We start from the raw sequence: 24,341 nt of genomic DNA, 5'->3' as shown, positions 1-24,341 counted from the left end.
CGAATAACATCGACCAAATTATAACACAGTTGTGTTACGAATAATATATGTATTTGAGTAAAAAAGATTGTTGTTTCTTCGGTTGATATCCTGTTTCTTCGGTTGATGATGGGGCACAATACTATTGTGCCCCATCATCAACCGGAAATAAAAAGACGGGGCTGGGACATAACTAGCCAAAAATGACTTAAAAAAGGTTCCAATCATCAGTTTTTGATGGTTGGAACCTTTTTGATTTAAATGGTTGTTATTATCTAAGGTAGGATTTGTCTTTTTGGCGGTGTACTTTCTCAAGTTCACCGCCATGAATGCAAATCCTAATTCATTTTTCACTTTCTCCTGCCCCCTGACTGAGAAACGCGGGAAACGCAAATTAGCCTTCAGAAATCCGAAGACTGGCTCCACATCGATTTTACGTCGCCCGTAAACTTCGCCAGTTTCTTCTTCCGAAAGCTGTTGTCTTGTGTAGGCTTTTTGGCTTTCCCACTTCGCGTTATAATAAATTTTCCGGTTATTCCCTTCCTTCGCTTTGGTGCATTGGGAACGCAGTGGGCACCCTGAACAGTCCTCACACTCGTAAACTCTGAAGGTCCGTGTATAGCCGTACCGGTCTGTTCGTTGGGATAGGTAACGGAATGTTACTTTTTGGTCATTCGGGCAGATAAAATAATCGTTTTCCGTGTTATATCCCCAATTGGCGGAATGGAAAGGGTTATTTCTGTATTTCTTTTTCTTTTCTTTCCGGTATTGGTTGTATGTAATCAGGGGCGTGCGTTCCCGGTTCTCGAGGACGTCTTCGTAATTTTGTTCACTGCCATAACCTGCGTCAGCCACAATATACTTAGGCAGCTCAAAGTAACCTTCCTCAATATGATCCAGGAAAGGAACGAAAGTACGTGTGTCCGTCGGGTTTGGGAATACATCGTAAGCGAGCGCGTATTGACCCTCTGTCGCAAGCTGCACATTATAACCTGCTTTCAGCTGGCCGTTCCTCATATGGTCATCTTTCATGCGCATAAACGTGGCATCATGGTCTGTCTTGGAGTAACTGTTGCGTTCCCCGAAAATTTTCATGTCCTGCTTATATTTCTGTTTGCGCACGACAAAGTCCCTGAACCGTTTGCGGTATTGTTTCGGTGCTTTACGTTCGGAACGAAGCTGTTTCCGTTCGCTTCCTTTTTCACGTGCCTCAATCTCTTTGTCATACGCTTCGACTTTCTCATCCAGTTTCTCAGCTATTTGCCTGAGTTCATCGGTGGATAATTCGTCCTCGCTTTCCCGTTCAATCTCCGGGATAATTTCGTTTTCCAGCAATTCATCATACATTTGATTGGACTTCTCCACCAATTTGGCGCTGTGTTTCTCTATCGCTTTCCGCCAAACAAATGTGTATTTATTGGCATTCGCTTCAATCTTGGTCCCATCGATGAAAATCGCTTCTTCATCAATCTGTTTTTCCTGTACAAGCTGGCAGCGGAATTGGACGAAGCATTGACGCAATAACTCTTTAACCTCTGGATGCACACGAAATCGATTGATGGTGCGATACGTTGGTTCATATCCCTGAGCCAGCCACATCATACGGACACTGTCATGTAGTAATCCTTCGATCTTTCTGCCGGAGAAAACAGATTGCGTGTAAGCACATAAAATAATCTTCATCATCATGCGCGGATGATAAGCTGGGCAGCCTGTTTCGCGCCGGAAACCTGTGAAGGCATCATCCGGGATAGTTTCCACGACGTCATTGACGGCATAGGCAATATCATTTTCCTCTATTTTTATTTCTAAATCTAAAGGCAAAACCACTTGATTCATGTTATAATGTTTAAACATAAGGATCCCTCCGATGGTTATTGTGTGGTTACTTTAATTTTATCAGAGGCGATCCTTTTTGTTTACTAAAAATTAACGATAATATAAAAAAAGCGTGGTACATTACCTAATCGATAAGTACCACGCTTTTTCAATTTTACTGGGTTTTGTCCCAGCCTCGTCTTATCAATCCACCGGGTTTACAGATTCATGAAGCAATTGATCCAGTTCATCAATGTATTCCTGTTTTTGCTTATCGCTCCATTGCAATTCCTTAGCGATATAGTTAATCACATTATCTTTATGGAATCTGACAAAATCAATGTCAAAAAACAACGCGCCCGTTCGCCGTACAAAGAAGTCTGCAGGTTTATAGGCCATTTCAAATTTGAGGGCGTATTGCAGTTCGGCAAATACTGTTGGTTCGATACCCGCTTCCTTGGCACGCGCTTTCTCATTCTTGTATATCTCAAAAAGCCTGTCTATATTTGCTCCGTACTTCTGAATAAGGAAGTCGGCTGTCTCTTCAATGATTCCAAGGTCGGCCGCTTCTGTAATCTTATCTTGTTTAAACTTCTGAAAGCCTTTTGATCCGCCGACTTCACCACCGGAAATCGGCAAATGCTCTGTTTCCGAATCAGAATACAAGATACCGTCCTCGTCTTTCAGCTGTTTCATAACGGCATCCACCGTATCTTCGGCCATCTTCCGGTAACCTGTCAATTTACCGCCGGCCATTGATATCAGTCCTGAATCAGAGATGAACATTTCATCTTTACGGGAGATTTCATCCGGATCGTCTTCTCCCTCTTCAGCAATTAGTGGCCTGAGACCGGCGTAGCTTGAATCGACATCATCTTTCGTCATATCAAGTGACGGAAAAATAAAATTGATGGCCTCCAACAAATAATCACGTTCATCTTCAGTCATTTGCGGATGAGCTATATCCCCTTGATAACTTGTATCAGTGGTTCCTACATACGTTTTTTTATTTCTGGGAATGGCGAAAATCATTCTTCCATCCGGTGCATCAAAATAAATTGCCTGCTGCAGCGGGAATCGTTTTTTCGGAAAGACCAGGTGAATACCTTTGGTCAGATAAAGCGACTTTCCCTGCTTGGAACCGTCAATTTCACGGAGGTCATCAACCCAGGGGCCGCCTGCATTGACTATTTTTTTAGCATAAATATACCGATGCTCACCCGTGATCTGATCCTCAACAACGGCTCCTGCAATTCTTCCGGCATCATAAATAAAATCAATGACTTTTGCATAATTGATTGAATGCGCACCATACTCAACCGCTTTTTTCATGACTTCAATTGTGAGCCGTGCGTCATCTGTTTTATATTCAACATAATAACCTGCACCTTTTAGCTTATCATCCTTAATAAGCGGTTCTTTTTCTGCTGCTTCTTGAGGACTCAGCATTTTTCTGCGCTCGGACCTTTTGACACCTGCCAGAAAATCATACAAGCGCAGGCCAATATTTGTCGTAAATGGTCCGAATGTGCCGCCTTTATATAATGGCAGCATCATCCACTCAGGTGTCGTGACGTGCGGGCCGTTTTCATAAACAATCGCCCGTTCTTTGCCCACTTCCGATACCATTTTCACCTCAAATTGCTTTAAATAGCGCAAACCCCCGTGCACCAGTTTGGTTGAACGGCTTGAGGTACCCGCAGCAAAATCCTGCATTTCCACAACAGCTGCATTCATACCCCGGGTGACCGCATCCAGTGCAATCCCCGCACCGGTAATTCCGCCGCCGATCACAAGCACATCAAGCTGCTCTTGTTCAATCGACTGAAATATATTTTCCCGCTGATGACTTGAAAATACTGACATATTCACTCACTCCTCTTCAACTGTTCCTATCAATTTAGTAACTATTACTTCTATACCCAAAAAAAGAAACCGCAAAAAAGACTAATGAAAAGAATTCATCAGCTCTTTGCGGTTTCTCCACTTCTCCAGCATTTTTATTAACTTATTATTATCATAACACATGCAAACAGCCGGTGTATAGCAATACCTATCCAAACGCTTTCGTGACAGCAGCAGCAATACTTTCCGTATCTTTATCCATGCCGGATTCAACAGCCGCAACGTAGGACCCTTCGACCAATGGGGCTTCCATGACCGTGACATCCTTTGCTTCTGTCATCTCAACAGCCATTTCTGCATTCATTTTGGCGCTGCCAATGTCATAAAAAATTAATACACCGTTACCGTTATTGGCACGATTGATTGCCTGCTGAATCTTTTCAATACTCGTCCCTATATCATTTTCATCCGTACCGCCGGCCGCTTCAATCGGCACTTCTTTAATAACCTGGCGAATCATATCTTTTATTCCTTCAGCAACTTTGGGACTATGAGAAATAAGCACGATACCAGCATACGACATGTTATAACTTCCCTCCAATGACCTCAGCCAATGCTGTGAAAATATATTGAGACGAAGCCGAACCCGGGTCTATATGCCCGATTGACCGCTCTTTAAAATATGAAGCGCGGCCCTTCGTTGCCATCATATCCTTGGTTTGTTCCATAGCATCATTAGCCTCATCAGCAATTTTATCAGCTGAAAAATCTGTTTCTTTGTTGAATAAATCAGCCATCTTTGCCCAGACATCCACTAGTGTTTTCTCGCCTTCTGTGGCTTTCCCCCGTTGTTTGATGCCTTCAACGGCTTCTTTTAGACCGTGCTTAAACGTCTCGTAATCAAGCGTTTCTGCTTCTTTCGATGCGACAGACATTTTCAAAAACGCTGTCCCGAATAGCGGACCTGATGCGCCGCCGATTTTAGACATGAGCGTCATGGCGGTATCCTTCAAGACTGCTTCAGCATCAGGGTAGTCATTATCAGCTAATTTAGCAGCAGCTTCCTGAAACCCGCGTGCCATATTAATGCCGTGGTCACCGTCACCAATCTCCTGATCAAGTGTTGTGAGATATTCCTTATTTGCTTGCATTTTTTCGTTTGCTTTTTCGATCCATGTAACAATATCCTGTACGGTTAACTCCATGTCTATCCCCTTTCTCAGCTGTGAAAAGCAGGTGTCTGTGCTCGTGCGTCAAGCAGTGTTTTTAATTCATCATCCAATTTCAATAGCGTCACCGAACAGCCTGTCATTTCCAGCGATGTCAAGTATTCTCCGACAAATGTTTTGTAAACAGTGATTCCCTTTTCCGCCAATATGGACTGCACCTTTTTATTGACAATATACAGCTCCATCTCAGGGGTGGATCCCAGACCGTTTATCATAACAGCTGCCTCACCGGTGAAATCAAAATCATTCAATACGCGGTCCGTCAGTTCTTGAGCTATGTCATCAGCAGCAGTAATTTCTTTGCGTTCAATTCCTGATTCGCCATGAATGCCGATGCCTATTTCCATTTCATTTTCACCTAATTGAAAACTTGGGCTTCCCGCGGCAGGGACTATACACGGTGTCATCGCCATACCCATGGATCGCATATTGTTGACAGCTTTGTCAGCGGCGGCCTTGACTTCTTCCAATGAGCCGCCCTGTTCAGCTTTTGCCCCGGCAACTTTATGAACAAAAATGGTTCCGGCGATACCCCTTCTTGAAGATGGATCATCTACAGCTACATCATCATTCACAACCACTTTTTCCACTTTAATGCCTTCCGCTTCAGCTAGTTCTGCTGCCATTTCGAAATTAAGGACATCGCCTGTATAATTTTTGATAACTAAAAATACACCCGCGCCACCATCAGCGGCTTTAATCGCTTCAAGCACCTGGTCAGGTGCCGGGGATGTGAACACTTCACCGGCAACCGCCGCATCCAGCATGCCGTTACCGACGTAACCTGCGTGTGCAGGCTCATGACCGCTTCCGCCACCGCTGATGACGCCAACTTTGCCCGAAATCGGCGCATTGACTTTCGCAATAACCGTCGTTCCTGATATTTGCTTTAGTTCATCAGAATGTGCTGCGATCATACCTTCCGTCATATCATGTACAACTTCATTTGGATCATTAATAATCTTTTTCATTTTTAGTCCCTCCCTCTATTCTTTTTAATAAAGTGAAACGTCATTTAATGGAGCGTTTTTTTCCTATTAAGGGCATCTGATCCTTCATTTATTTTCCTGGTATGTGGAGGCCTTCCTGCCCCGTTAAGGCAGAATAACAAAGAACGGAGGTCAATGCTTATCGTATCATATTGACCTCCGCCCGCCCAAAACTATTTAAACGTTCTTGCCGCCTTCACAGCTGTTTTCCATCCATCATAAAGTCCGTTGCGCGTTTCTTTTTCCATGTGAGGCTCAAATGTCCGTTCATTTTGCCATTGTTCAGCAATCTCGTTCTTATCTTTCCAGTAGCCGACCGCAAGCCCGGCAAGATAAGCGGCCCCCAATGCTGTCGTTTCCTGTACAACAGGCCGTTCAACGGAAACACCAACCATATCGCTTTGAAATTGCATGAGAAAATCATTTTTCACGGCGCCGCCATCAACCCGCATGGTTTTTAAATTAATACCGGAATCTTCTATCATCGCATCCAGTACATCTTTTGACTGATAAGCAAGTGACTCGAGTGTTGCCCTGATCATGTGTTCTCGAGTTGTCCCACGCGTAATGCCAAAGAAGGCTCCGCGGGCATCACTGTCCCAATAAGGCGTTCCCAGCCCGACAAATGCCGGCACCATATAAACACCGTCCGTGGAATCCACCCTCGTTGCGTAGTCTTCACTCTGCGGGGAATTTTCGATAATTTTCAGGCCATCACGCAGCCATTGTATAGCCGAACCTGATACAAAGATACTCCCTTCCAAAGCGTACTCCACTTTGCCATTCACGCCCCAGGCCAAAGTTGTCAAGAGACCATGATCAGATTTAACCCCTTCTTCACCTGTATTCATCAGCATGAAATTTCCAGTTCCATATGTGTTCTTTGCCATTCCTTTGTCAAAGCATGCCTGACCGAACAATGCGGCCTGCTGGTCACCGGCTATCCCGGCTATAGGCACTTCATGTCCAAAGAAGTGGTAATCAACAGTGTTTGCATAAACCTCGGAGGATTCCTTGACTTCAGGAAGCATGCTTTTCGGCACACCCAATATATCCAGAAGTTCATCATCCCATTTAAGATCGTATATATTAAACATCAATGTCCTGGACGCATTTGAATAATCGGTAATGTGTGCCTTGCCACCGGAAAGCTTGTACACAATCCATGTGTCCATCGTGCCAAACAGCAAATCACCATTTTCGGCCTTTTCTCTTGCACCGTCAACATTATCAAGAATCCATTTGACTTTTGTTCCTGAAAAATAGGCGTCAATCAACAAGCCCGTTTTTTCACGTATGACATCTTCATAACCCTGCTCAGTTAATTCCTTGCATATGCCGTCAGTCTGCCGTGATTGCCAGACGACCGCTTTGTATATGGGCTTGCCCGTCTTTTTATCCCAGATAACGGTTGTCTCCCGCTGATTGGATATACCGATTCCGGCAATCTGGGATGGATCCACTTCTGACTTGCGCAATACTTCCGAGATACAAGCCAGTACCGATGTCCAAATTTCATTGGCATCATGTTCGACCCAGCCCGGATGCGGGAAAAATTGTTCAAACTCTTTTTGGGCTGTTTCTACGATTTCCCCGTCGTGGTTAAATAAAATGGCGCGTGAACTTGTTGTCCCTTGGTCTATTGAAAGAATAAATGTTTCACTCATAATTTCGCCTCCCTGGAAATGTTTATTTTTCTATACAATTTTTTTTCTACTTCATCTGCTGCTGTTTCCGCATTCCTTAACTCCGAATTCGCAGCCCCAATGAAAATAATGGCAACTAAAGCGCTTAATATCCAAAACAATGCAGAAAATTCACCTAAAAACATAGCGTTGTAAAACACAGCACCATAAATGCCTCCTAAAATCGGACCCATAACCGGAATCCAAGCGTAACTCCAATCTGATCCACCTTTTCCGGGTATCGGAAGCAACGCATGAGCAATTCTCGGTCCAAGATCACGGGCAGGATTAATCGCATAACCGGTCGTACCTCCCAGTGACATCCCAATCGCAACAATCAACAGGCCGACAATCAATGGATTCAACCCTTCCGTGAACTCATTAGCACCGATAAACAAAAGTCCCATCACAAGAACAAAAGTGCCAATCATTTCACTGATCAAATTGGAAAAAGGACTGCGAATGGCCGGCGTTGTGGAGAAAACATCACGCTTGGCCACTTTATCATCTGTTACTTTCCAATGCGGCAAATAATTAAAGAACACAATGACTGCCCCTATAAAAGCGCCGATTAATTGAGCACTTATATACATCGGAACTTTAGCCCACGGGAACTCACCTGCAGCGGCAAAACCAAGTGTTACCGCAGGATTAATATGTGCCCCTGTAAACTGGCCAACCGCATATACCCCCATTGTAACACCAAGTCCCCAGCCAATGGTGATCAATACCCAGCCGGTACCTTCTGCCTTTGATTTATTTAATACGACGCCGCCTACAACGCCTCCACCCAGAATAATCAAAATCATCGTACCGATTACTTCCGCTAAAAACTCAGGCATCTCCATCACTCCCTTTACAATAATGTATGCGTCTATTAAACAAGCACGCGATAACAAAAAAACCCACACTGCAATAGACATACTTTTCCAAAAGTACTATTGCAGCGTGGGTCTCCATGTCTCCACCACGATTTTAACTTGTTGAGATAATCATAGCATCCAATGTAAACGCTGTCAATAGTTATTTACATTGTGGCGGAAACAGAATTAGTTATGAACTAAACCATGCGGGTCAATGACAAACTTTTTCGATACTCCGCCGTCAAACTGTTTATAACCATCAGGAGCCTGATCAAGCGAGATTAATGTGGCATTTACAGCCTTTGCGATATTTGCTTTTCCACTTAAAATCGCTTTCATTAAATCTCTATGGTATTTCATAACCGGCGTTTGTCCGGTTACGAATGTATGTGCCTTGGCAAAACCCAAACCGAAACGAATTTTCAGCGTTCCTTCTTTTGCATCACGATCTTCTGCACCGGGGTCTCCAGTGACATAGAGTCCGGGAATTCCCAGACGTCCTCCTGCTTTGGTTGCCCCCATAATGGAATTCAGAACTGCAGCTGGGGCTTCTCCAGATCCTTCACCGTGACCGCTGGCCTCAAAACCAACCGCATCAATTGCAGAGTCAACCTCAGGAATGCCTAAAATTTGCTCGATCTGTTCACCCATATCATCATGTTCACGCAAATTAATGGTTTCACATCCAAAGCTTCTCGCTTGTGCTAAACGTTCTTCAATCATATCTCCGACAATTACCACTGATGCGCCTAATAGCTGAGCGGAGTGGGCAGCTGCTAAACCGACCGGACCTGCACCGGCAACATAAACGGTTGACCCGGTTTTAACACCCGAACTAACGGCACCATGATACCCTGTCGGGAAGATATCCGAGAGCATGGTTAAATCAAGGATTTTCTCCATTGCCCGGTCTTTATCAGGGAATTTCAGCAGCTGAAAATCTGCATATGGTACCATGACATACTCAGATTGGCCGCCTACCCAGCCGCCCATGTCAACATAGCCATACGCAGATCCGGGGCGATCAGGATTCACATTCAGGCAAATGTGTGTATCCTGTTTCCGACAATTTTCGCACCGTCCGCACGCAATATTGAATGGTACGGATACAAGATCCCCCTGCTTGATAAATTCTACATCACTGCCGGTCTCAATCACTTCACCGGTGATTTCATGACCCAGAACCAATCCACTTGGTGCCGTTGTCCGTCCGCGAACCATGTGTTGGTCGCTTCCACAAATGTTTGTTGTAACGACTTTCAAAATGACTCCATGGTTACATTTTCTGCCAACGTTTAACGGATTAACACCCGGACCATCCCGTAAGACCAAATCAGGATAACTGATATCGTGTACCTCTACCTCCCCCGGTTTGCTATAAACGACCGCTCTGTTACCAGCCATACAACCACATCTCCCTTTACTCGTATAATGGTGTCAGACTTGTAAGCGTTATTATTCTGCATTAAATTATAATTCATATGTTAGAAAATTTCAACAACAGGTAATCCGCTTTAATATATCTTCCATAATTCATTATTTGAGGTGGATACAGCAACTGCCCCTGCGTCCAGAGCAGAAGAAACTTCTATTTTGTTTCTCACCAAACCACCTGCAATGACAGGTACACCAGTTTCCTCACTGATTTGTTTAATTATATCGGGAATAAGCCCGGGCAATAGTTCAATACAATCCGGCTGAAACCGTTCTATCAGCTTTAAATTATGCTCAACCGCCATACTATCTAATAAAAACGTGCGTTGAATAGCCAGCAATTTATTTTTTTTAGCCAGCTTAATTATATTGCCTCTTGTCGAAATAATACCATCCGGTTTGATATGGCGGATTAGAAATTCCATACCATATTCATCAGTTTTTAACCCCTGAATTAAATCGAAGTGAACCAAAACTTTTTTATCAGCCCGCTTCGAATACTGAACCAAACTTTTCAACTGAGCAAGCCTGGTTTCCAGAAAAACAATAGTCGTATGATCTGATTCCAAAACCTTCTCAAAATCTTTCATATTTTTAATTGCCGGGATTACACCTGAAGGAATTTCCATGCTTTACCTCCTTAGTACCTTTCCACCGCTTCTTCAAAGATATGACACATAGTCTCACCAAGAAGTGACACATTCAATCATTGAAAAGCGAAACGCGGCATCCGCACTGTAATGGATGCCGCTCTCGAAAGTAGTCTCACACACATGCTTCCCTTTGATAGATTTTAAACATCGCGGACACGGGCGAACCATTTAGTGTATCCTGCGTTCCTCAATCAGATCCTGCTTCGTCTTCCACAAATCATAGCTCAAATCAACATAATAAGTTTGTGGATTCAAGAGTCTCAATGTTTCATGCCATATAAAGGAAAGCTGCTTTTCATGATAGCGGTGAATTTCCTCCAGTTCCGGCAAGTCATACACCTGGTTGCCATTGACAAAAATTGGCTCCAGGAGGTCAATCGCTTCATAATTGCTCACATACTTGAACTTTTGCGGAAAAAAAGGATCGAACATCTTGAGCGGTTTATCGTCCACTGTTTCATGTTCAAGTGCGATATAGTCCCCTTCCGACTTATTCGTCTTGCGGTTGATGATCCGGTATACCTTCTTAAGACCGGGTGTTGTCACTTTCTCCAAATCGTCAGACAGTTTAATGACCGGGATCAGCTCATTTTTATCTTCTCTGGCAACGAGTTTGTACACACCGCCGAGTGACGGCTTTCTGCCACCGGTAATCAATTTCGTTCCAACACCCCAGGAATCAATTTTAGCCCCTTGCAGTTTCAGATGCATGATAACCTCTTCATCGAGATCGTTGGAAGCCATGATTTCGGTGTGCTCCATGCCGGCTTCATCAAGCATTTGCCTGCCTTCGATGGACAGTCTAGCCAAGTCACCACTGTCAAGACGTATCCCTTTGAGTTTTTTTCCTTGCGCTTCGAGCATTTTACCGGTTTTGATTGCATTAGGGATTCCTGACCTCAATGTATTATACGTATCGACAAGCAATATGGTCTGATCGGGCAGAGCTTTAGCAAAATTCGTAAAGGCTTCTTCTTCACTGTCATGGTCCTGAATCCAGGAATGCGCATGCGTTCCCTTGGCTGGAATATTAAAAAGTTTGCCGGCACGCGTATTTGACGTTCCATGAAAACCGGCAATATAAGCTGCACGTGCTCCCCATACAGCCGCATCCGCTTCCTGTGCCCGTCTCGTACCAAACTCAATCAGTGTATCATTGTTGACTACCTGCTTGATGCGGCTTGCCTTGGTTGCAATCAGACTCTGGTAGTTCATCATATTTAAAATAGCTGTTTCAATCAGCTGTGCTTCAAAAATTCGCGCATCAATCCGGATGAGCGGTTCATTTGGAAAAACAACTTCGCCTTCACGCATGGCGTAAATGTTTCCTGTAAAAGTAAAGCGCCGCAGCTCTTCCAGAAACGCCTCTTCATAATTCTCTTCCTGCTGCTTTAAAAAAGCGATATCCTCTTCTGTAAACTTCAGGTTATTAATATAATGCACAATCCGCTCGAGCCCGGCGAATACCGTATAGCCATTCCGAAAAGGATTCTTTCGGATGTATGCATCAAAAACAGCCCGTCTGTTATGCGAGTTGTTTTTCCAATGGGCATACATCATATTTATTTGATACTTATCCGTGTGCATTGTCAGATTTTCGTATTCCATGGTTTTCCTCCATTACTTGACTTTAGTGCTATTGTATATGAAAACCGCATTTATTAAAACAAATCGACATTATCTGACCTATTGATTTGAAATGGTTCCCTTCCAATCTGATTGCAAGATTATAAAAGCCACCGCTGATGCAACGGTGGCTTTCATATATCAGGCATCATTCTCTTCAGCATTGCCCCGTACAGGATGGGGGTTTCATCCTCTTGGCTAAAAATTTGTCTAACAGGGTCTGTTTAATCTTTTTTCCCGTTCATCCGCTCCTCCATCTCTTCCTTCGTATAAATCACCCGCATTGGATTGCCGCCTGCGAACGCTCCCGGCGGTACATCCTGATTAACAAGCGTTGCGGAGGAAATGATGGCACCATCACCGATTGTTACACCGGGTAAAATGGTTGTATTGGCTCCAATCATGACTTCATCACCAATCAAGACCTCACCGATTCGGTACTCTTTAATTAAGTACTCATGTGCCAAAATCGTTGTATTATAGCCGATCACACTATTAGAGCCGACTGATATTTTTTCCGGGAACATGATATCAGGCATGACCATCAGTGCAAATGCTGTTCTATCACCGACGTTCATTCGCAGAAAGATGCGGTAGAGCCAATTTTTGATTCCCAGAAAAGGTGTATACCTCCCCAACTGGATGAAGATGAAATTTTTCACGACTTTCCAAAAAGAAACTGTTTTATAAATCATCCATAACGAATTGGCATGTTCAACGTAATAGCGATCGGTTTTCCGCATGGCTTACACTCCCGGAATCCCAAGCAAATCTTGCATATCATCCAGCATATAGGACGGTTGATATGTCAGTAATGTTTCCTTGCCTTTCAACGACCAGGCAACACCTGCCGTTTTAACACCTGCATTATGCCCTGCTTCGATATCATGTGAATTATCTCCGACCATTAAAGTTGATGATGAATTGGCGTTCAATGACGTCATTGCTTTTATAATCGGTTCGGGGTGCGGTTTCGCATGGGTCACATCATCAAGTGTTACAATCGTCGCAAAATAGTTATCAAGACCTGTCACCCGCAAGCCCATGTCGACTGTCCCCCGCATCTTTGTCGTAACCACACCGAGCTGAATGTTGTTTCTCTGCAATGCTTTTAACGTTTTTTCTACGTTGGGAAATGCTGTTACATAATCATCATGATGCTCAACATTATGCTTGCGGTATGTTTCAATCATATTTTCCGCCAGTTTTGGATCAGCCTTCTGCAATGATTCCTTCAAAGGCGGCCCGATAAATTCAATCGCCTGTTCGCGGGAAATAGATTTGCCATGTTGGGTGAATGTATGCATAAATGAAGCGATAATTAATTCATTTGTATCGATCAATGTCCCGTCAAGATCAAAGAGTATGGTATGAATGTTCATGTGCCGCATCCTTTCTTTTCTGATTTTCCATTCGTCTCCAAACAAACGCTACAGCCATCGTCAGGAGAATTGCTGTCACCAGGCGAATACCTAATAACGGCAAAACAGGGATTCCGAGCGGAACGAAAACAAGTGTGTCTTCCACAACTGCATGGCACGATACTAAGAAAATCAGTGCTAAATACATATCCCGCTTCGAAACGCCATCTTCTTCCACCGCTTGAATCATAAGCCCGGCACCATAAGCAAGCCCAATCGTCAGACCTGCCACAAGTGTCATTGACGTATTTTTCTCCATCCCCAGCAATCTGGTGAACGGGCCAATTTTATCCGAAATGAAGTTAAGCCATCCTTTCTCACGGAAAAATTGCATGATAATCATTAATGGTATAACGATTAACGCCAGCTGGCCAATTGCAACTAATGCCGTTTGCAGGCCCTGAAGCAAAATGTCATTCCAGCCGTTCAATACAGTTTCCGATGACGAAATCAGACCATACTGAGCAGACTCGCCTCCTCCATTCCACAGCAAATTGATTAGTACAGCAGATGTCAGGGCAAGTGCAATCCGAATGCCTGAGATAAGCCACCAGCTCACACCGACTTTTGATGCGACTGCTGACTCGATAAATAAGTTATGGGAAAAAGACAGCATAACAGCTAAGATAAAAACCTCTTTCACCGTAAAATCGAATGATACGATCGCACCAATAGCAGCATATAAATTCAATGCATTTCCCAAAACCAATGGGACGGCCGCCTCACCGGATAAGCCCAGCAGCTTCATGAATGGCGTGATTTGCTTAATAACCCAGGGCAAAACCGGTGTATATTGTAAAATAGTTACAATCAGGGTGATCGGAAAAATAACTTTTCCCAATGTCCACGTTACTTGGACGCCTTGCTGCAATCCACGGTTTAAAATTCCAGTCAATTTAGCCATCCCTCACTTTGCTGTTACGACTTCTTTTTCTTCTTTTTGACTTTTTTGCCGTCGTAATATTTATCAGCCATCCCTGATTTTCTGCGATACCAGATCAGAGCCAAAAGCCCCAAAATGATAGCAATTGAAATGAGCTGTGCCACTCGAATTTCGGTTCCCGGCACATATAAGCTGTCTGTTCGCATCCCCTCGATAAACAGGCGCCCCGCTGAATAGGTGATCAGATAACTCAGGAAAACCTCACCGCGCAGCGGATTTTTACGACGCAAAAACAGAAGGAATATGAACACTAATATATTCCAGACAGATTCATAAAGAAATGTCGGGTGATACATAACACCGTCAATACACATTTGGTTCATGATAAAGTCAGGTAAATATGTATGAAAGCTGTTGAACGTTGATTCTGCTATCGGTCCGCCATGTGCTTCCTGGTTCATAAAGTTGCCCCAGCGGCCGATAGCCTGCCCCAGTATCAGACTTGGCGCGGCTATATCTGCCAGTTGCCAAAACGGAACTTTTCTGACCCTTGCAAAAATAACAGCGGTCAAGACAGCACCAATCAACGCACCATGAATGGCTATACCGCCTTCCCATATGGCAAAGACATCCCACCATGGCCCGCCGACATAGCGGTCCCATTCGAAAATAACGTAATAAAGACGGGCAAAGATAATCGATACCGGAATGGCAAATACGACCAGGTCAATCATCAGATCTTTTTGCAGTCCGAGCCGATCAGACTCCTTTGTTGCGATATAGAGACCTAAAAAAGCACCGAATGCTATGATGACACCATACCAATATATTGTAATCGGACCGAGGCCCAAAAAAACAGGATCTAAAGCAGGTGCGCTGCAACTCAATGGAATCACCCCTAATCAATTTCGTTTCCTTGGTCAATCATGCTGGTCAATCGTTCAGAAAACTCTTCAGCAGCATTCACACCCATCCGTTTCAAGCGGAAGTTCATGGCCGCCACTTCAATAATGACTGCAAGATTTCTTCCCGGACGAACAGGTATAGTAACTTTTGGAACTTTAACATCCATGATTTTCATCTTATCTTCATCCAGACCAAGCCGATCATACTGCTTCTTTTCGTCCCATAATTCAAGATTGATAATCAGAGAAATCTTCTTATAGCTTCTGACCGCTCCGGCGCCAAAAAGAGTCATAACATTAATTATGCCCAGCCCGCGAATTTCCAGCAAATGTTCAATCAGCGGCGGCGAATTCCCAATCAGTCTGTCATAATCTTCCTGGCGAATTTCAACACTGTCATCCGCTACCAGCCTATGGCCGCGTTTCACTAATTCAAGCGCTGATTCACTTTTACCGACACCACTTTGACCGGTCAGCAGTACACCGACACCATATATGTCGACCAGAACGCCATGTATTGCTGTGAAGGGTGCAAATTTTGATTCCAGATAGTTTGTCAGTCTGCTGATCACACGGGTCGTTTGCCGTGGCGAATGTAAAATCGGAACACCCGCTTTATCCGCTGTTTCCAGCATGACATCAGGAATCTCCATCCCACGGGAAATAACAATGACAGGCGTTATATCTGTACATAGCTGTTCCATCCTTTTCTTTTTCGTATCATCAGGCAAATCAAGAAAATAAGCCATTTCGGTTTTTCCAATCAATTGCAGACGTTCCCGCGGATAATAATGAAAATAACCGGTCATTTCAATACCCGGGCGATGGATATCACTCGTCGTTAATTCGCGGTGGACGCCATCTTCGCCTGCAACCAGCGTGAGATTGAAATTATCAAGCAAATCTTGCGTACGGACTTTTGGCATGTGCTGAATCCTCCAATTTCAACTGTGTGTTTTCATTTATTAAGACAGCCCCCGTTACCATGTTCCGTTATGTATGGGGGCATTATTTTTCAAGGCAATATACTGAATTACATTGTAGCATATTTTCCCACCTTCGAATAATATCATTAATCTGCAGGTTATAAAAATAGCCGTTTTCTAAAAGATTGTTGTTTTTGACACAAAATCCATAAAGTGAAACTTCATTCAGCGGAGCGCACTTTTCCGCTGAATGTAGGGGAACAAAGGCTAAGTTCGCCACGTCCTGTGGCAACGCCTTTGTGACCTGCATCCTGCAGGCCCGAGCAGAATCGGGCATTTAGGTTCAGTTAGCCGCCGTATTTTGGCGGGTTACAGAGCCTTAGATGCGGGATAAACCGCGAAATAACTTTAGGTGTAAGTTGGTGCATCGTCTACCGCTTCGGAAATACACGCCGCTTTCCGCGGGCGGCTGGTGAGCCTCCTCGTGCTGGCGCACTGCGGGGTCTCACCGATACCTTTGTTCCCGCAGGAGTCGTCGTGTATTTCCTTCGCTAAGCATTACTCAATATACAATCTTGAAGTATGCAACCATTTTCTATGGTGGATTAGCAAGATTGACGCCAGCAGCTGGAATATACTCGCTTTCCGTGGGCTCACCACGAGCCTCCTCGGGAGCAAAAACCGCTCACTGCGGGGTCTACAAGAGCTCGCTGTCCCACAGGAGTCTCGCATATTCCAGCTGCTGGTGTAGATGGTTTAACAACGATGCTTTTATTCGTCAAATAGAATAAAACTACAGCGAGCCATTTCCAGCATAGGCAATATGCGTAGACTCCTATGGGAATAGCACGTGTCCGAAGACCCCGCAAGAAAGCGGTCTTTGCTTTCTGAGGAGGCTGAGGCCGTGCCCATGGAAAGCGAAGTATATTGCCGGAGCGGCTTTTAGCACTTAACGACAATCAGAATGAGAATTTTCATTGGTTCACACTTCATATCAATTACGAAGATTAAAGAACAACAAAAATCACGAAAAAAGTCTGAAATATTTACGTCAACGGTTAAACAGATAAAATCTGTCTTTGACCATTGACCGCACAGTAAAAATCGCAGGCTTAACACCTGCGACTTTTACCTGCATTCATGACGTTACAGAATCTTTTACAAGTTTATTCAATATTAAATTCAACAGCGAAATAACTACTGCAGCAATAACAGCCGTTCCAAATCCTTCAATCACAAACGACTCATCCATTATTGCCTGGGTAATCATTAATGTGACAGCATTAATGACGAATAAAAACAAACCCAGTGTCAAGACTGTTACCGGCAGTGTCAGAATAACCAATATCGGCTTAATAACAGCATTTAGAATGCCAAGGATAATACTGGCCAAAAGCGCAGTGCCAAAGCCCTCCAGCTGGAAAGAGCTGAACAGCTGTGCAACGACAATCAATGCAACAGCATTTAAGAAAACCGATATTAACCAGCGAAGCAGCATTAATGCACCTCCCGCTCATTCGGAATGACGAAAATACCGATGAGATAAGCGTAGATTGATGCACCTCCTGCAAATGCCAGTGCTACAAAAAGCAGGCGGATAATCGTTGGGTCAATATTGAAATACTCTGCCAGCCCGCCGCATATTCCTTTTATCATACGCTCGGAATTTGATCGATACAATCGTTCATTCATGAAAATCCTCCTCTCACTACTAGATTATTCACGAAAATCCCAAATATAAAACTGTTCTTTACCAAGCTGTTTCTTGGCAGCTTCTTTCATATCTTCTGTAGCCCAATTTTCCTGGAACTGGCCTAGAATTCCACTGGCTTGAGATTTATGAGCTAAAATAACGTCCATTTTATGATCAAAAACCGGTGTTACATCATTGCTTATGTCCGGTTTCCCAAGTTCCTTAACATGACCATTGCTGATCGCCTGCGCCCAAACTTTCGGGCGGTTTTCCGGGTCCATCAGCCTAACAGCTTCGATTGCCGCTGCGCCCATTGCATTATGGTCAGGATGTACAGCATACTCCGGATAGTGCGTGAGGACAAGGCTAGGCTGTATTTCTTCAAGAATCCCTTTTAAATGCTCGGAGACTTCATCTCTGTCCTCAAATTCAATTGTTTTATCACGATATCCGAGCATACGGAGCTCGACATCCAATTTCGCGCATGCGTTAATCAATTCTTCTTTTCTGATATCAGGCAGTGTTTCCCGGTTGGCAAATAAAGGAGACCCCATATTTCTTCCCATCTCACCTAATGTACCGCATAGATAAGTCACGGGAATCCCCTGTTTTCGGTATTGTGCTATCGTGCCTGAAGCACCGAACGATTCATCATCGGGATGTGGATAAATAACGACAACATGTTTTTCCATTCCATTCACCTGACCCTTTGCTGAAAATTGTTGATGTGAATAAATATTATTTACTGCCCCAGCGGTGTTTCACTGATATGCAATGCCACCATCAACCGGCCTTCGCGGTCATGTCCCGCTAATAGTAATTGGTCTTCTTTGTGCATTGTCCAGTCGGTTAGGCCCTCTGCATAGACCCACCCCAATTCTGTCTTAAGACCGGCACGGTAACTTTTACCGTCTCCAATAAGTTTTGCCTGCGAATAATTCAGCTTCGCATTGCGTATATAAGCGCCGACGTTATACGCCTTATCATTGAAATGACCTGCATATGCACCATTTGTTGTTTCCAGATGAATATAAACGTCTTTATTGATATACGTTTGCATTAGCTGTTGAACTTTCTCGTGTTCAATTGGCTTCATCTTTACGTTCCTCCCACTATAGAACATCTTATTCAAGGTTACCGAAACCACGTAATCCCGTCAAAAGTTTTGACTGAGACAGCCGCTCATAAGGATACTGCATACTTAATCCAAGAGGGTCTTTCCATTGTTCAAAATAAAGAAGGCAGCAGACCGCTAAGTAAGCCATCCGCTGCCTGCTTTCCTATTTTGAACCGATTTTTTCACGTTGTTCCATATCCTGTTCCATCCGTTTGCGTTCCCGTTCCAAAATTGGCTTCAAATAGTGACCTGTATGGGACTCTTCCTGATCAGCCACTTCTTCCGGTGTGCCTGTAGCAACGATTTCGCCGCCGCCGTCGCCACCCTCAGGCCCGATGTCAATAATGTGATCGGCAAGTTTAATGACATCCAGATTGTGTTCGATAATCAGGACAGTTTCACCGTTTTCGACAAGTCGCTGCAAAACATTCATCAGACGGTTAATGTCATCTGTGTGCAGCCCGGTTGTCGGCTCATCCAGAATATAAAATGTTTTGCCGTTTGACCGGCGGTGGAGTTCACTGGCAAGTTTCACGCGCTGTGCTTCACCGCCGGATAAAGTCGTTGCCGGCTGCCCCAATTTGATATAACCCAGACCGACATCATAAACGGTCTGCAGCTTCCGTTTGATTTTCGGGATATTTTCAAAAAAGGTCAATGATTCTTCAATGGTCATATCCAGAACATCTGCAATACTTTTTCCTTTATACTTCACTTCCAATGTGTCCCGGTTATAGCGCTTGCCGTTACATACTTCACAAGGAACGTAGACATCAGGCAGAAAGTGCATTTCAATTTTAATGATGCCGTCACCATGGCACGCTTCACAGCGGCCGCCTTTCACATTAAAACTGAAACGCCCCTTTTTGTAACCGCGGATTTTAGCTTCATTGGTCTGGGCAAAAACATCACGGATATTATCAAACACCCCGGTATATGTTGCCGGGTTTGAACGCGGCGTCCGGCCGATGGGAGACTGATCAATATCGATCACTTTTTCCAGATTATTAAGTCCGTTAATCCTTTTATGCTTTCCTGGTTTAACTTTAGCCCGATTCAAATCTTTGGCAAGCGTTTTATATAAGATTTCGTTAACCAGCGAACTTTTGCCGGAACCTGAAACACCTGTGACAACCGTAAGCAGTCCAAGCGGGAAAGAAGCATCAATATTTTTCAGGTTGTTTTCTTCGGCACCGACAACTTTAATTTGATTGCGTTTATTTTGTTTGCGCCGTTTTATCGGCAGCGGTATATATTTATCGCCGGCCAAATACTGCCCTGTCAGTGATGTTTTGTTTTCCTTTACATTTTCCGGCGTATCACTGGCCACAACGTTTCCGCCGTGTTCACCTGCACCGGGGCCGATATCAATCAGATGGTCAGCTGCCAGCATGGTTTCCTCGTCATGCTCGACAACGATTAATGTATTATCCAAGTCACGCATCTGTTTCAGTGTATTAATCAGCCGGTTGTTATCCCGCTGATGCAGCCCGATTGATGGCTCATCCAGCACGTACAGCACTCCGGTTAAAGCCGATCCAATCTGCGTGGCAAGCCGTATTCTCTGCGCTTCACCGCCGGATAACGTTCCCGCTGAGCGTGAAAGTGTCAGATAATTAAGCCCCACATTGGCAAGGAAATTAAGTCGGTCATTAATTTCTTTTAAAATCATTTGTGCGATTGTCTCTTCCTTTTCGGACAGCTCAAGATGTTCAAAAAATTCTTTTGCACCATTAATGGCATAATCGGTCACTTCACTGATATGTTTGCCATTTACCAGTACTGCGAGTGCTTCTTCTTTAAGACGATGCCCGTTACAAGTCGGGCAAGGTTTATTAGCCATATATTTTGACAAGTGCTCCCGTGTGAAATCTGAAGATGTTTCACGATACCGGCGCCCAATGTTATTCAGCACACCCTCAAAATAAATATCGTTATCACGAAGCTTGCCGAATTCATTTTTGTAGCGGAACCGGATTTTCTCTTTGCCGCTTCCGTACAGGATTATATCCATCTCGTTCTTCGGGAGATCTTTGACCGGCGTGTTCATATTGATACCATAATGATCACACACACTTTTCAAAAGTTGCGGATAATATTGGGAACTGATCGGCTCCCAGGCTGCGATTGCATGTTTTTTCAGTGTCTTGTTCCAGTCCGGGATGACAAATTCCAAATCCACCTCAAGTTTCGTACCGAGCCCATCACAACTTGGACAGGCGCCAAACGGACTATTAAATGAGAACAGCCGCGGCTCCAGATCACCGACTGAGAAGCCGCAAATCGGACAGGCGTGATTTTCACTGAACATCAGCTCCTCATCACCAATGACATCAACAATGATCTTCCCATCACCAAGACCTAATGCTGTCTCAATCGAATCGCTCAACCGTCCTGAAATACCTTCTTTTACAACAATTCGGTCGACAACTACTTCAATCGAGTGTTTTTTATTTTTTTCCAACTGAATATCATCGGTCACTTCCCGCATTTCCTGATCAACACGAATTCGGACATAACCTTCCCTTTTCAGCTTTTCAATTGTTTCGACATGTTGCCCTTTACGTCCGGAAACAACCGGGGCGAGTATTTGCATCTTCGTCCGATCCGGGTATTCCAATATGCGATCAACCATCTGCTGTACTGTCTGAGAGCTGATTTCGATGCCGTGTTTGGGGCAGGTCGGGTGTCCAACCCGGGCAAATAGCAAACGCAGATAATCATATATTTCCGTCACCGTGCCCACCGTTGAACGCGGGTTGTTGCTTGTTGTTTTCTGATCAATCGAAATAGCGGGTGACAAACCCTCAATTGCATCGACATCAGGTTTGTCCATTTGCCCTAAAAATTGCCGTGCATAAGCAGACAGTGACTCGACATACCGGCGCTGTCCTTCAGCATAAACCGTGTCAAAAGCGAGTGACGATTTGCCGGAGCCGGAGAGCCCTGTCAGCACGACAAATTTATTTTTGGGGATGGAGACATCTATATTTTGCAAATTATGTGCACGGGCACCTTGAATTTTTATTTCTTTACTTGGCATGAACAGGTCATCCTTCCGCATTGCTTGGTAGTATTCTTCCGAAAAAGAGCTGAATGATCATGCGCTTTCTGATTTAAGTTCAAGCACAATATCACGGAGTTCGGCAGCTCTTTCAAAGTCAAGCGCTTTGGCCGCTTCTTTCATTTCTTTTTCCATACTGTCAATCATTTTTTCTTTTTCGTGTTTTGTCATTTTGCTGACATCGGTTTTCTTGTCTTCATAATCGTCCACATCTTCGGAGGCCACAGTTGCCTGAATGACATCCCGAACTTCTTTCTGAATCGTCGTCGGTGTAATGTTGTATTTTTCATTGTATGCCATCTGTTTCTCACGGCGGCGGTTTGTTTCATCCATGGCAACTTGCATGGAGTTTGTTATTTTATCCCCATACATGATGACTTCCCCATTTTCGTTTCGTGCAGCACGTCCCATCGTCTGAATAAGCGACCGCTCGGAGCGAAGGAAACCTTCTTTGTCGGCATCCAGAATCGCTACAAGTGATACTTCCGGGATGTCCAGCCCCTCCCTGAGAAGATTAATGCCGACGAGAACATCATATTTACCGACACGCAAATCACGGATTACTTCGATTCGTTCAAGCGTTTTGATTTCTGAATGCAGATAGGCAACTTTCATACCGATTTCTTTCAGGTAATCGGTTAAGTCTTCGGACATTTTTTTCGTTAACGTCGTAACAAGCACACGCTCTTTTCGCTCTGACCGCTTCCTGATCTCCTCTATCAGGTTATCAACCTGACCGTCGATTGGCCGGACGTCCACTACCGGATCGAGGAGACCTGTCGGACGAATAATCTGTTCAGTCATATCAGGCGAATGTTCGCGTTCATATGGCCCCGGTGTCGCTGATACATAAATCAGCTGACTTGTCGCCTTTTCAAATTCATCAAACTTCAAAGGTCGGTTATCCAGGGCAGAAGGCAAACGGAAGCCATGATCAACCAACACTTGCTTGCGTGCTTTGTCACCATTATACATCCCCCTGATTTGCGGCAGTGTCACATGTGATTCATCAATGACACACAAAAAATCATCCGGGAAGAAATCAAGCAATGTATAAGGTGTTGACCCGGGTTCGCGGAATGTCAGGTGACGTGAATAGTTTTCAATCCCGGAACAAAAGCCCATTTCTTCCATCATTTCGAGATCATAATTGGTGCGCTGTTCAAGACGCTGAGCTTCCAGCAGTTTATCCTGTTCGCGCAGCTCTGCCAGTTGTTCTTGCAGTTCTTTCTCAATATTTTTGATTGCTTTTTTCAGTTTTTCCTCACGCGTCACAAAGTGAGAAGCAGGGAAAATAGCAACGTGTTCCCGGTCACCGATTATTTCGCCTGTAAGCGCGTCGACTTCACGAATCCGGTCAATTTCATCCCCGAAAAATTCAATACGCATACAGTGTTCTTCCCGTGAAGCCGGTATGACCTCAATAGAATCTCCACGAACACGGAACGTTCCGCGCTGAAAGTCAATATCATTTCTCGCATACTGAATGTCGACCAAATCACGCAGAAGTTGATCACGGTCCTTTTCCATTCCCATTCTTAACGAAAGCACCTGGCTTTCATACTCTTCGGGCGATCCCAAACCATAAATGCATGAAACACTGGAAACAATCAGCACGTCCCGGCGTTCAATCAATGAAGATGTGGCCGAGTGGCGCAGTTTATCGATTTCATCGTTTATGCTGGCGTCTTTTTCTATAAACGTATCAGTTGAAGGGACATATGCTTCCGGCTGATAATAATCATAATAACTGACAAAGTACTCGACAGCATTATTCGGAAAGAACTCCTTAAATTCGCTGTAGAGTTGTCCTGCCAATGTTTTGTTGTGAGCAATCACCAATGTCGGACGGTTAATTTCGGTTACAGCATTTGAAACTGTAAATGTTTTTCCTGTTCCGGTTGCACCAAGCAATGTCTGGTGCCGCTGGCCGGATTTTACCTTTTCGACAATATCTCTGATTGCTTCAGGCTGATCACCGTTGGGTTCGTAATCGGCCACCAGTTCAAATTTATTTTCCAAAACGAAAAACCTCCGTTCATAACTTGAATCTATTCTATCATAATCATTTCGATTTTTTAACTAATATGCGAACTAATATTCGATATTTGTGATTTATCTTCTCTCTACCCATTTTACCCGATATGACATATGAAAATCATTCACAAAGGGTTCATATGATGTTGTTGTTTCACACGAATGGCTGACTTA

21 protein-coding genes are annotated in these 24,341 nt (G+C 44.2%); all 21 read right to left on the bottom strand.

The features are described 5' to 3' along the window. Positions 1–18: 18 nt before the first annotated feature. Positions 19–1,836, bottom strand: coding sequence for an IS1182 family transposase (locus AOX59_RS18435; RefSeq protein WP_237049325.1), 1,818 nt, complete (start codon positions 1,834–1,836; stop codon positions 19–21). 165 nt (positions 1,837–2,001) lie between these two features. Then, complete coding sequence (locus AOX59_RS18430; protein WP_068447830.1) at positions 2,002–3,663, bottom strand: glycerol-3-phosphate dehydrogenase/oxidase; 1,662 nt, start codon at positions 3,661–3,663, stop codon at positions 2,002–2,004. A gap of 187 nt (positions 3,664–3,850) precedes the next feature. Continuing rightward, positions 3,851–4,225: a dihydroxyacetone kinase phosphoryl donor subunit DhaM gene (gene dhaM, locus AOX59_RS18425; RefSeq protein WP_068447827.1), complete on the bottom strand. Its 375-nt coding sequence runs from the start codon at positions 4,223–4,225 to the stop codon at positions 3,851–3,853. Between the two features lies 1 nt (position 4,226). Then, positions 4,227–4,847, bottom strand: coding sequence for a dihydroxyacetone kinase subunit DhaL (gene dhaL, locus AOX59_RS18420; RefSeq protein ID WP_068447825.1), 621 nt, complete (start codon positions 4,845–4,847; stop codon positions 4,227–4,229). A gap of 14 nt (positions 4,848–4,861) precedes the next feature. Next, on the bottom strand, positions 4,862–5,842 hold the full coding sequence (gene dhaK, locus AOX59_RS18415) for a dihydroxyacetone kinase subunit DhaK (RefSeq protein WP_068447823.1): 981 nt from the start codon (positions 5,840–5,842) through the stop codon (positions 4,862–4,864). 191 nt (positions 5,843–6,033) lie between these two features. Then, positions 6,034–7,527 (bottom strand): glycerol kinase GlpK, encoded by a 1,494-nt coding sequence (gene glpK / locus AOX59_RS18410; RefSeq protein ID WP_068447822.1) that lies wholly within the window; start codon positions 7,525–7,527, stop codon positions 6,034–6,036. Continuing rightward, complete coding sequence (locus AOX59_RS18405) at positions 7,524–8,387, bottom strand: MIP/aquaporin family protein (protein ID WP_068447820.1); 864 nt, start codon at positions 8,385–8,387, stop codon at positions 7,524–7,526. Before AOX59_RS18405 ends, glpK begins: the two co-directional genes overlap by 4 nt. A 207-nt stretch (positions 8,388–8,594) precedes the next feature. After that, a complete protein-coding gene (gene fdhA / locus AOX59_RS18400; RefSeq protein ID WP_068447818.1) occupies positions 8,595–9,812 on the bottom strand; it encodes a formaldehyde dehydrogenase, glutathione-independent in 1,218 nt (405 codons plus the stop codon). A 110-nt stretch (positions 9,813–9,922) separates the two neighbouring features. Next, positions 9,923–10,471, bottom strand: coding sequence for a glycerol-3-phosphate responsive antiterminator (locus AOX59_RS18395; RefSeq protein ID WP_068447816.1), 549 nt, complete (start codon positions 10,469–10,471; stop codon positions 9,923–9,925). A 192-nt stretch (positions 10,472–10,663) separates the two neighbouring features. After that, positions 10,664–12,103 (bottom strand): nicotinate phosphoribosyltransferase, encoded by a 1,440-nt coding sequence (locus AOX59_RS18390; RefSeq protein ID WP_068447814.1) that lies wholly within the window; start codon positions 12,101–12,103, stop codon positions 10,664–10,666. Positions 12,104–12,345: 242 nt separating this feature from the next. After that, positions 12,346–12,864, bottom strand: a complete 519-nt coding sequence (locus AOX59_RS18385) for an acyltransferase (RefSeq protein WP_068447812.1) — start codon at positions 12,862–12,864, stop codon at positions 12,346–12,348. A 3-nt stretch (positions 12,865–12,867) separates the two neighbouring features. Then, positions 12,868–13,503, bottom strand: coding sequence for a pyrophosphatase PpaX (ppaX, locus tag AOX59_RS18380; protein WP_068447810.1), 636 nt, complete (start codon positions 13,501–13,503; stop codon positions 12,868–12,870). After that, on the bottom strand, positions 13,478–14,437 hold the full coding sequence (locus AOX59_RS18375; RefSeq protein ID WP_068447807.1) for a nucleoside recognition domain-containing protein: 960 nt from the start codon (positions 14,435–14,437) through the stop codon (positions 13,478–13,480). Before AOX59_RS18375 ends, ppaX begins: the two co-directional genes overlap by 26 nt. Positions 14,438–14,460: 23 nt before the next feature. Then, the gene (lgt, locus tag AOX59_RS18370; protein ID WP_068447805.1) at positions 14,461–15,312 is read right to left on the bottom strand and encodes a prolipoprotein diacylglyceryl transferase; all 852 of its coding nucleotides are present in this window, start codon (positions 15,310–15,312) and stop codon (positions 14,461–14,463) included. Between the two features lie 11 nt (positions 15,313–15,323). Next, on the bottom strand, positions 15,324–16,256 hold the full coding sequence (hprK, locus tag AOX59_RS18365) for an HPr(Ser) kinase/phosphatase (protein WP_068447803.1): 933 nt from the start codon (positions 16,254–16,256) through the stop codon (positions 15,324–15,326). A gap of 1,138 nt (positions 16,257–17,394) precedes the next feature. Next, positions 17,395–17,754 carry a phage holin family protein gene (locus AOX59_RS18360; protein ID WP_068447800.1) on the bottom strand — a complete coding sequence of 120 codons (360 nt, stop codon included), beginning with the start codon at positions 17,752–17,754 and terminating at the stop codon, positions 17,395–17,397. Beyond that, the gene (locus AOX59_RS18355) at positions 17,754–17,948 is read right to left on the bottom strand and encodes a PspC domain-containing protein (protein WP_068447798.1); all 195 of its coding nucleotides are present in this window, start codon (positions 17,946–17,948) and stop codon (positions 17,754–17,756) included. The genes AOX59_RS18360 and AOX59_RS18355 overlap by 1 nt, the downstream gene beginning before the upstream one ends. A gap of 24 nt (positions 17,949–17,972) precedes the next feature. Continuing rightward, on the bottom strand, positions 17,973–18,641 hold the full coding sequence (gene bshB2 / locus AOX59_RS18350; RefSeq protein ID WP_068447796.1) for a bacillithiol biosynthesis deacetylase BshB2: 669 nt from the start codon (positions 18,639–18,641) through the stop codon (positions 17,973–17,975). Between the two features lie 50 nt (positions 18,642–18,691). Further along, on the bottom strand, positions 18,692–19,045 hold the full coding sequence (locus tag AOX59_RS18345) for a YojF family protein (protein ID WP_068447794.1): 354 nt from the start codon (positions 19,043–19,045) through the stop codon (positions 18,692–18,694). Between the two features lie 184 nt (positions 19,046–19,229). Beyond that, complete coding sequence (uvrA, locus tag AOX59_RS18340; RefSeq protein ID WP_068447792.1) at positions 19,230–22,109, bottom strand: excinuclease ABC subunit UvrA; 2,880 nt, start codon at positions 22,107–22,109, stop codon at positions 19,230–19,232. Positions 22,110–22,166: 57 nt separating this feature from the next. After that, positions 22,167–24,152: an excinuclease ABC subunit UvrB gene (uvrB, locus tag AOX59_RS18335; protein ID WP_068447788.1), complete on the bottom strand. Its 1,986-nt coding sequence runs from the start codon at positions 24,150–24,152 to the stop codon at positions 22,167–22,169. Between the last annotated feature and the right edge of the window lie 189 nt (positions 24,153–24,341).

Origin of the sequence: Lentibacillus amyloliquefaciens (genome assembly GCF_001307805.1) — a bacterium.
In the GTDB taxonomy this organism is placed as follows: Bacteria; Bacillota; Bacilli; order Bacillales; family Amphibacillaceae; genus Lentibacillus; species Lentibacillus amyloliquefaciens.
This window is presented reverse-complemented; position numbering and strand designations above follow the sequence as displayed.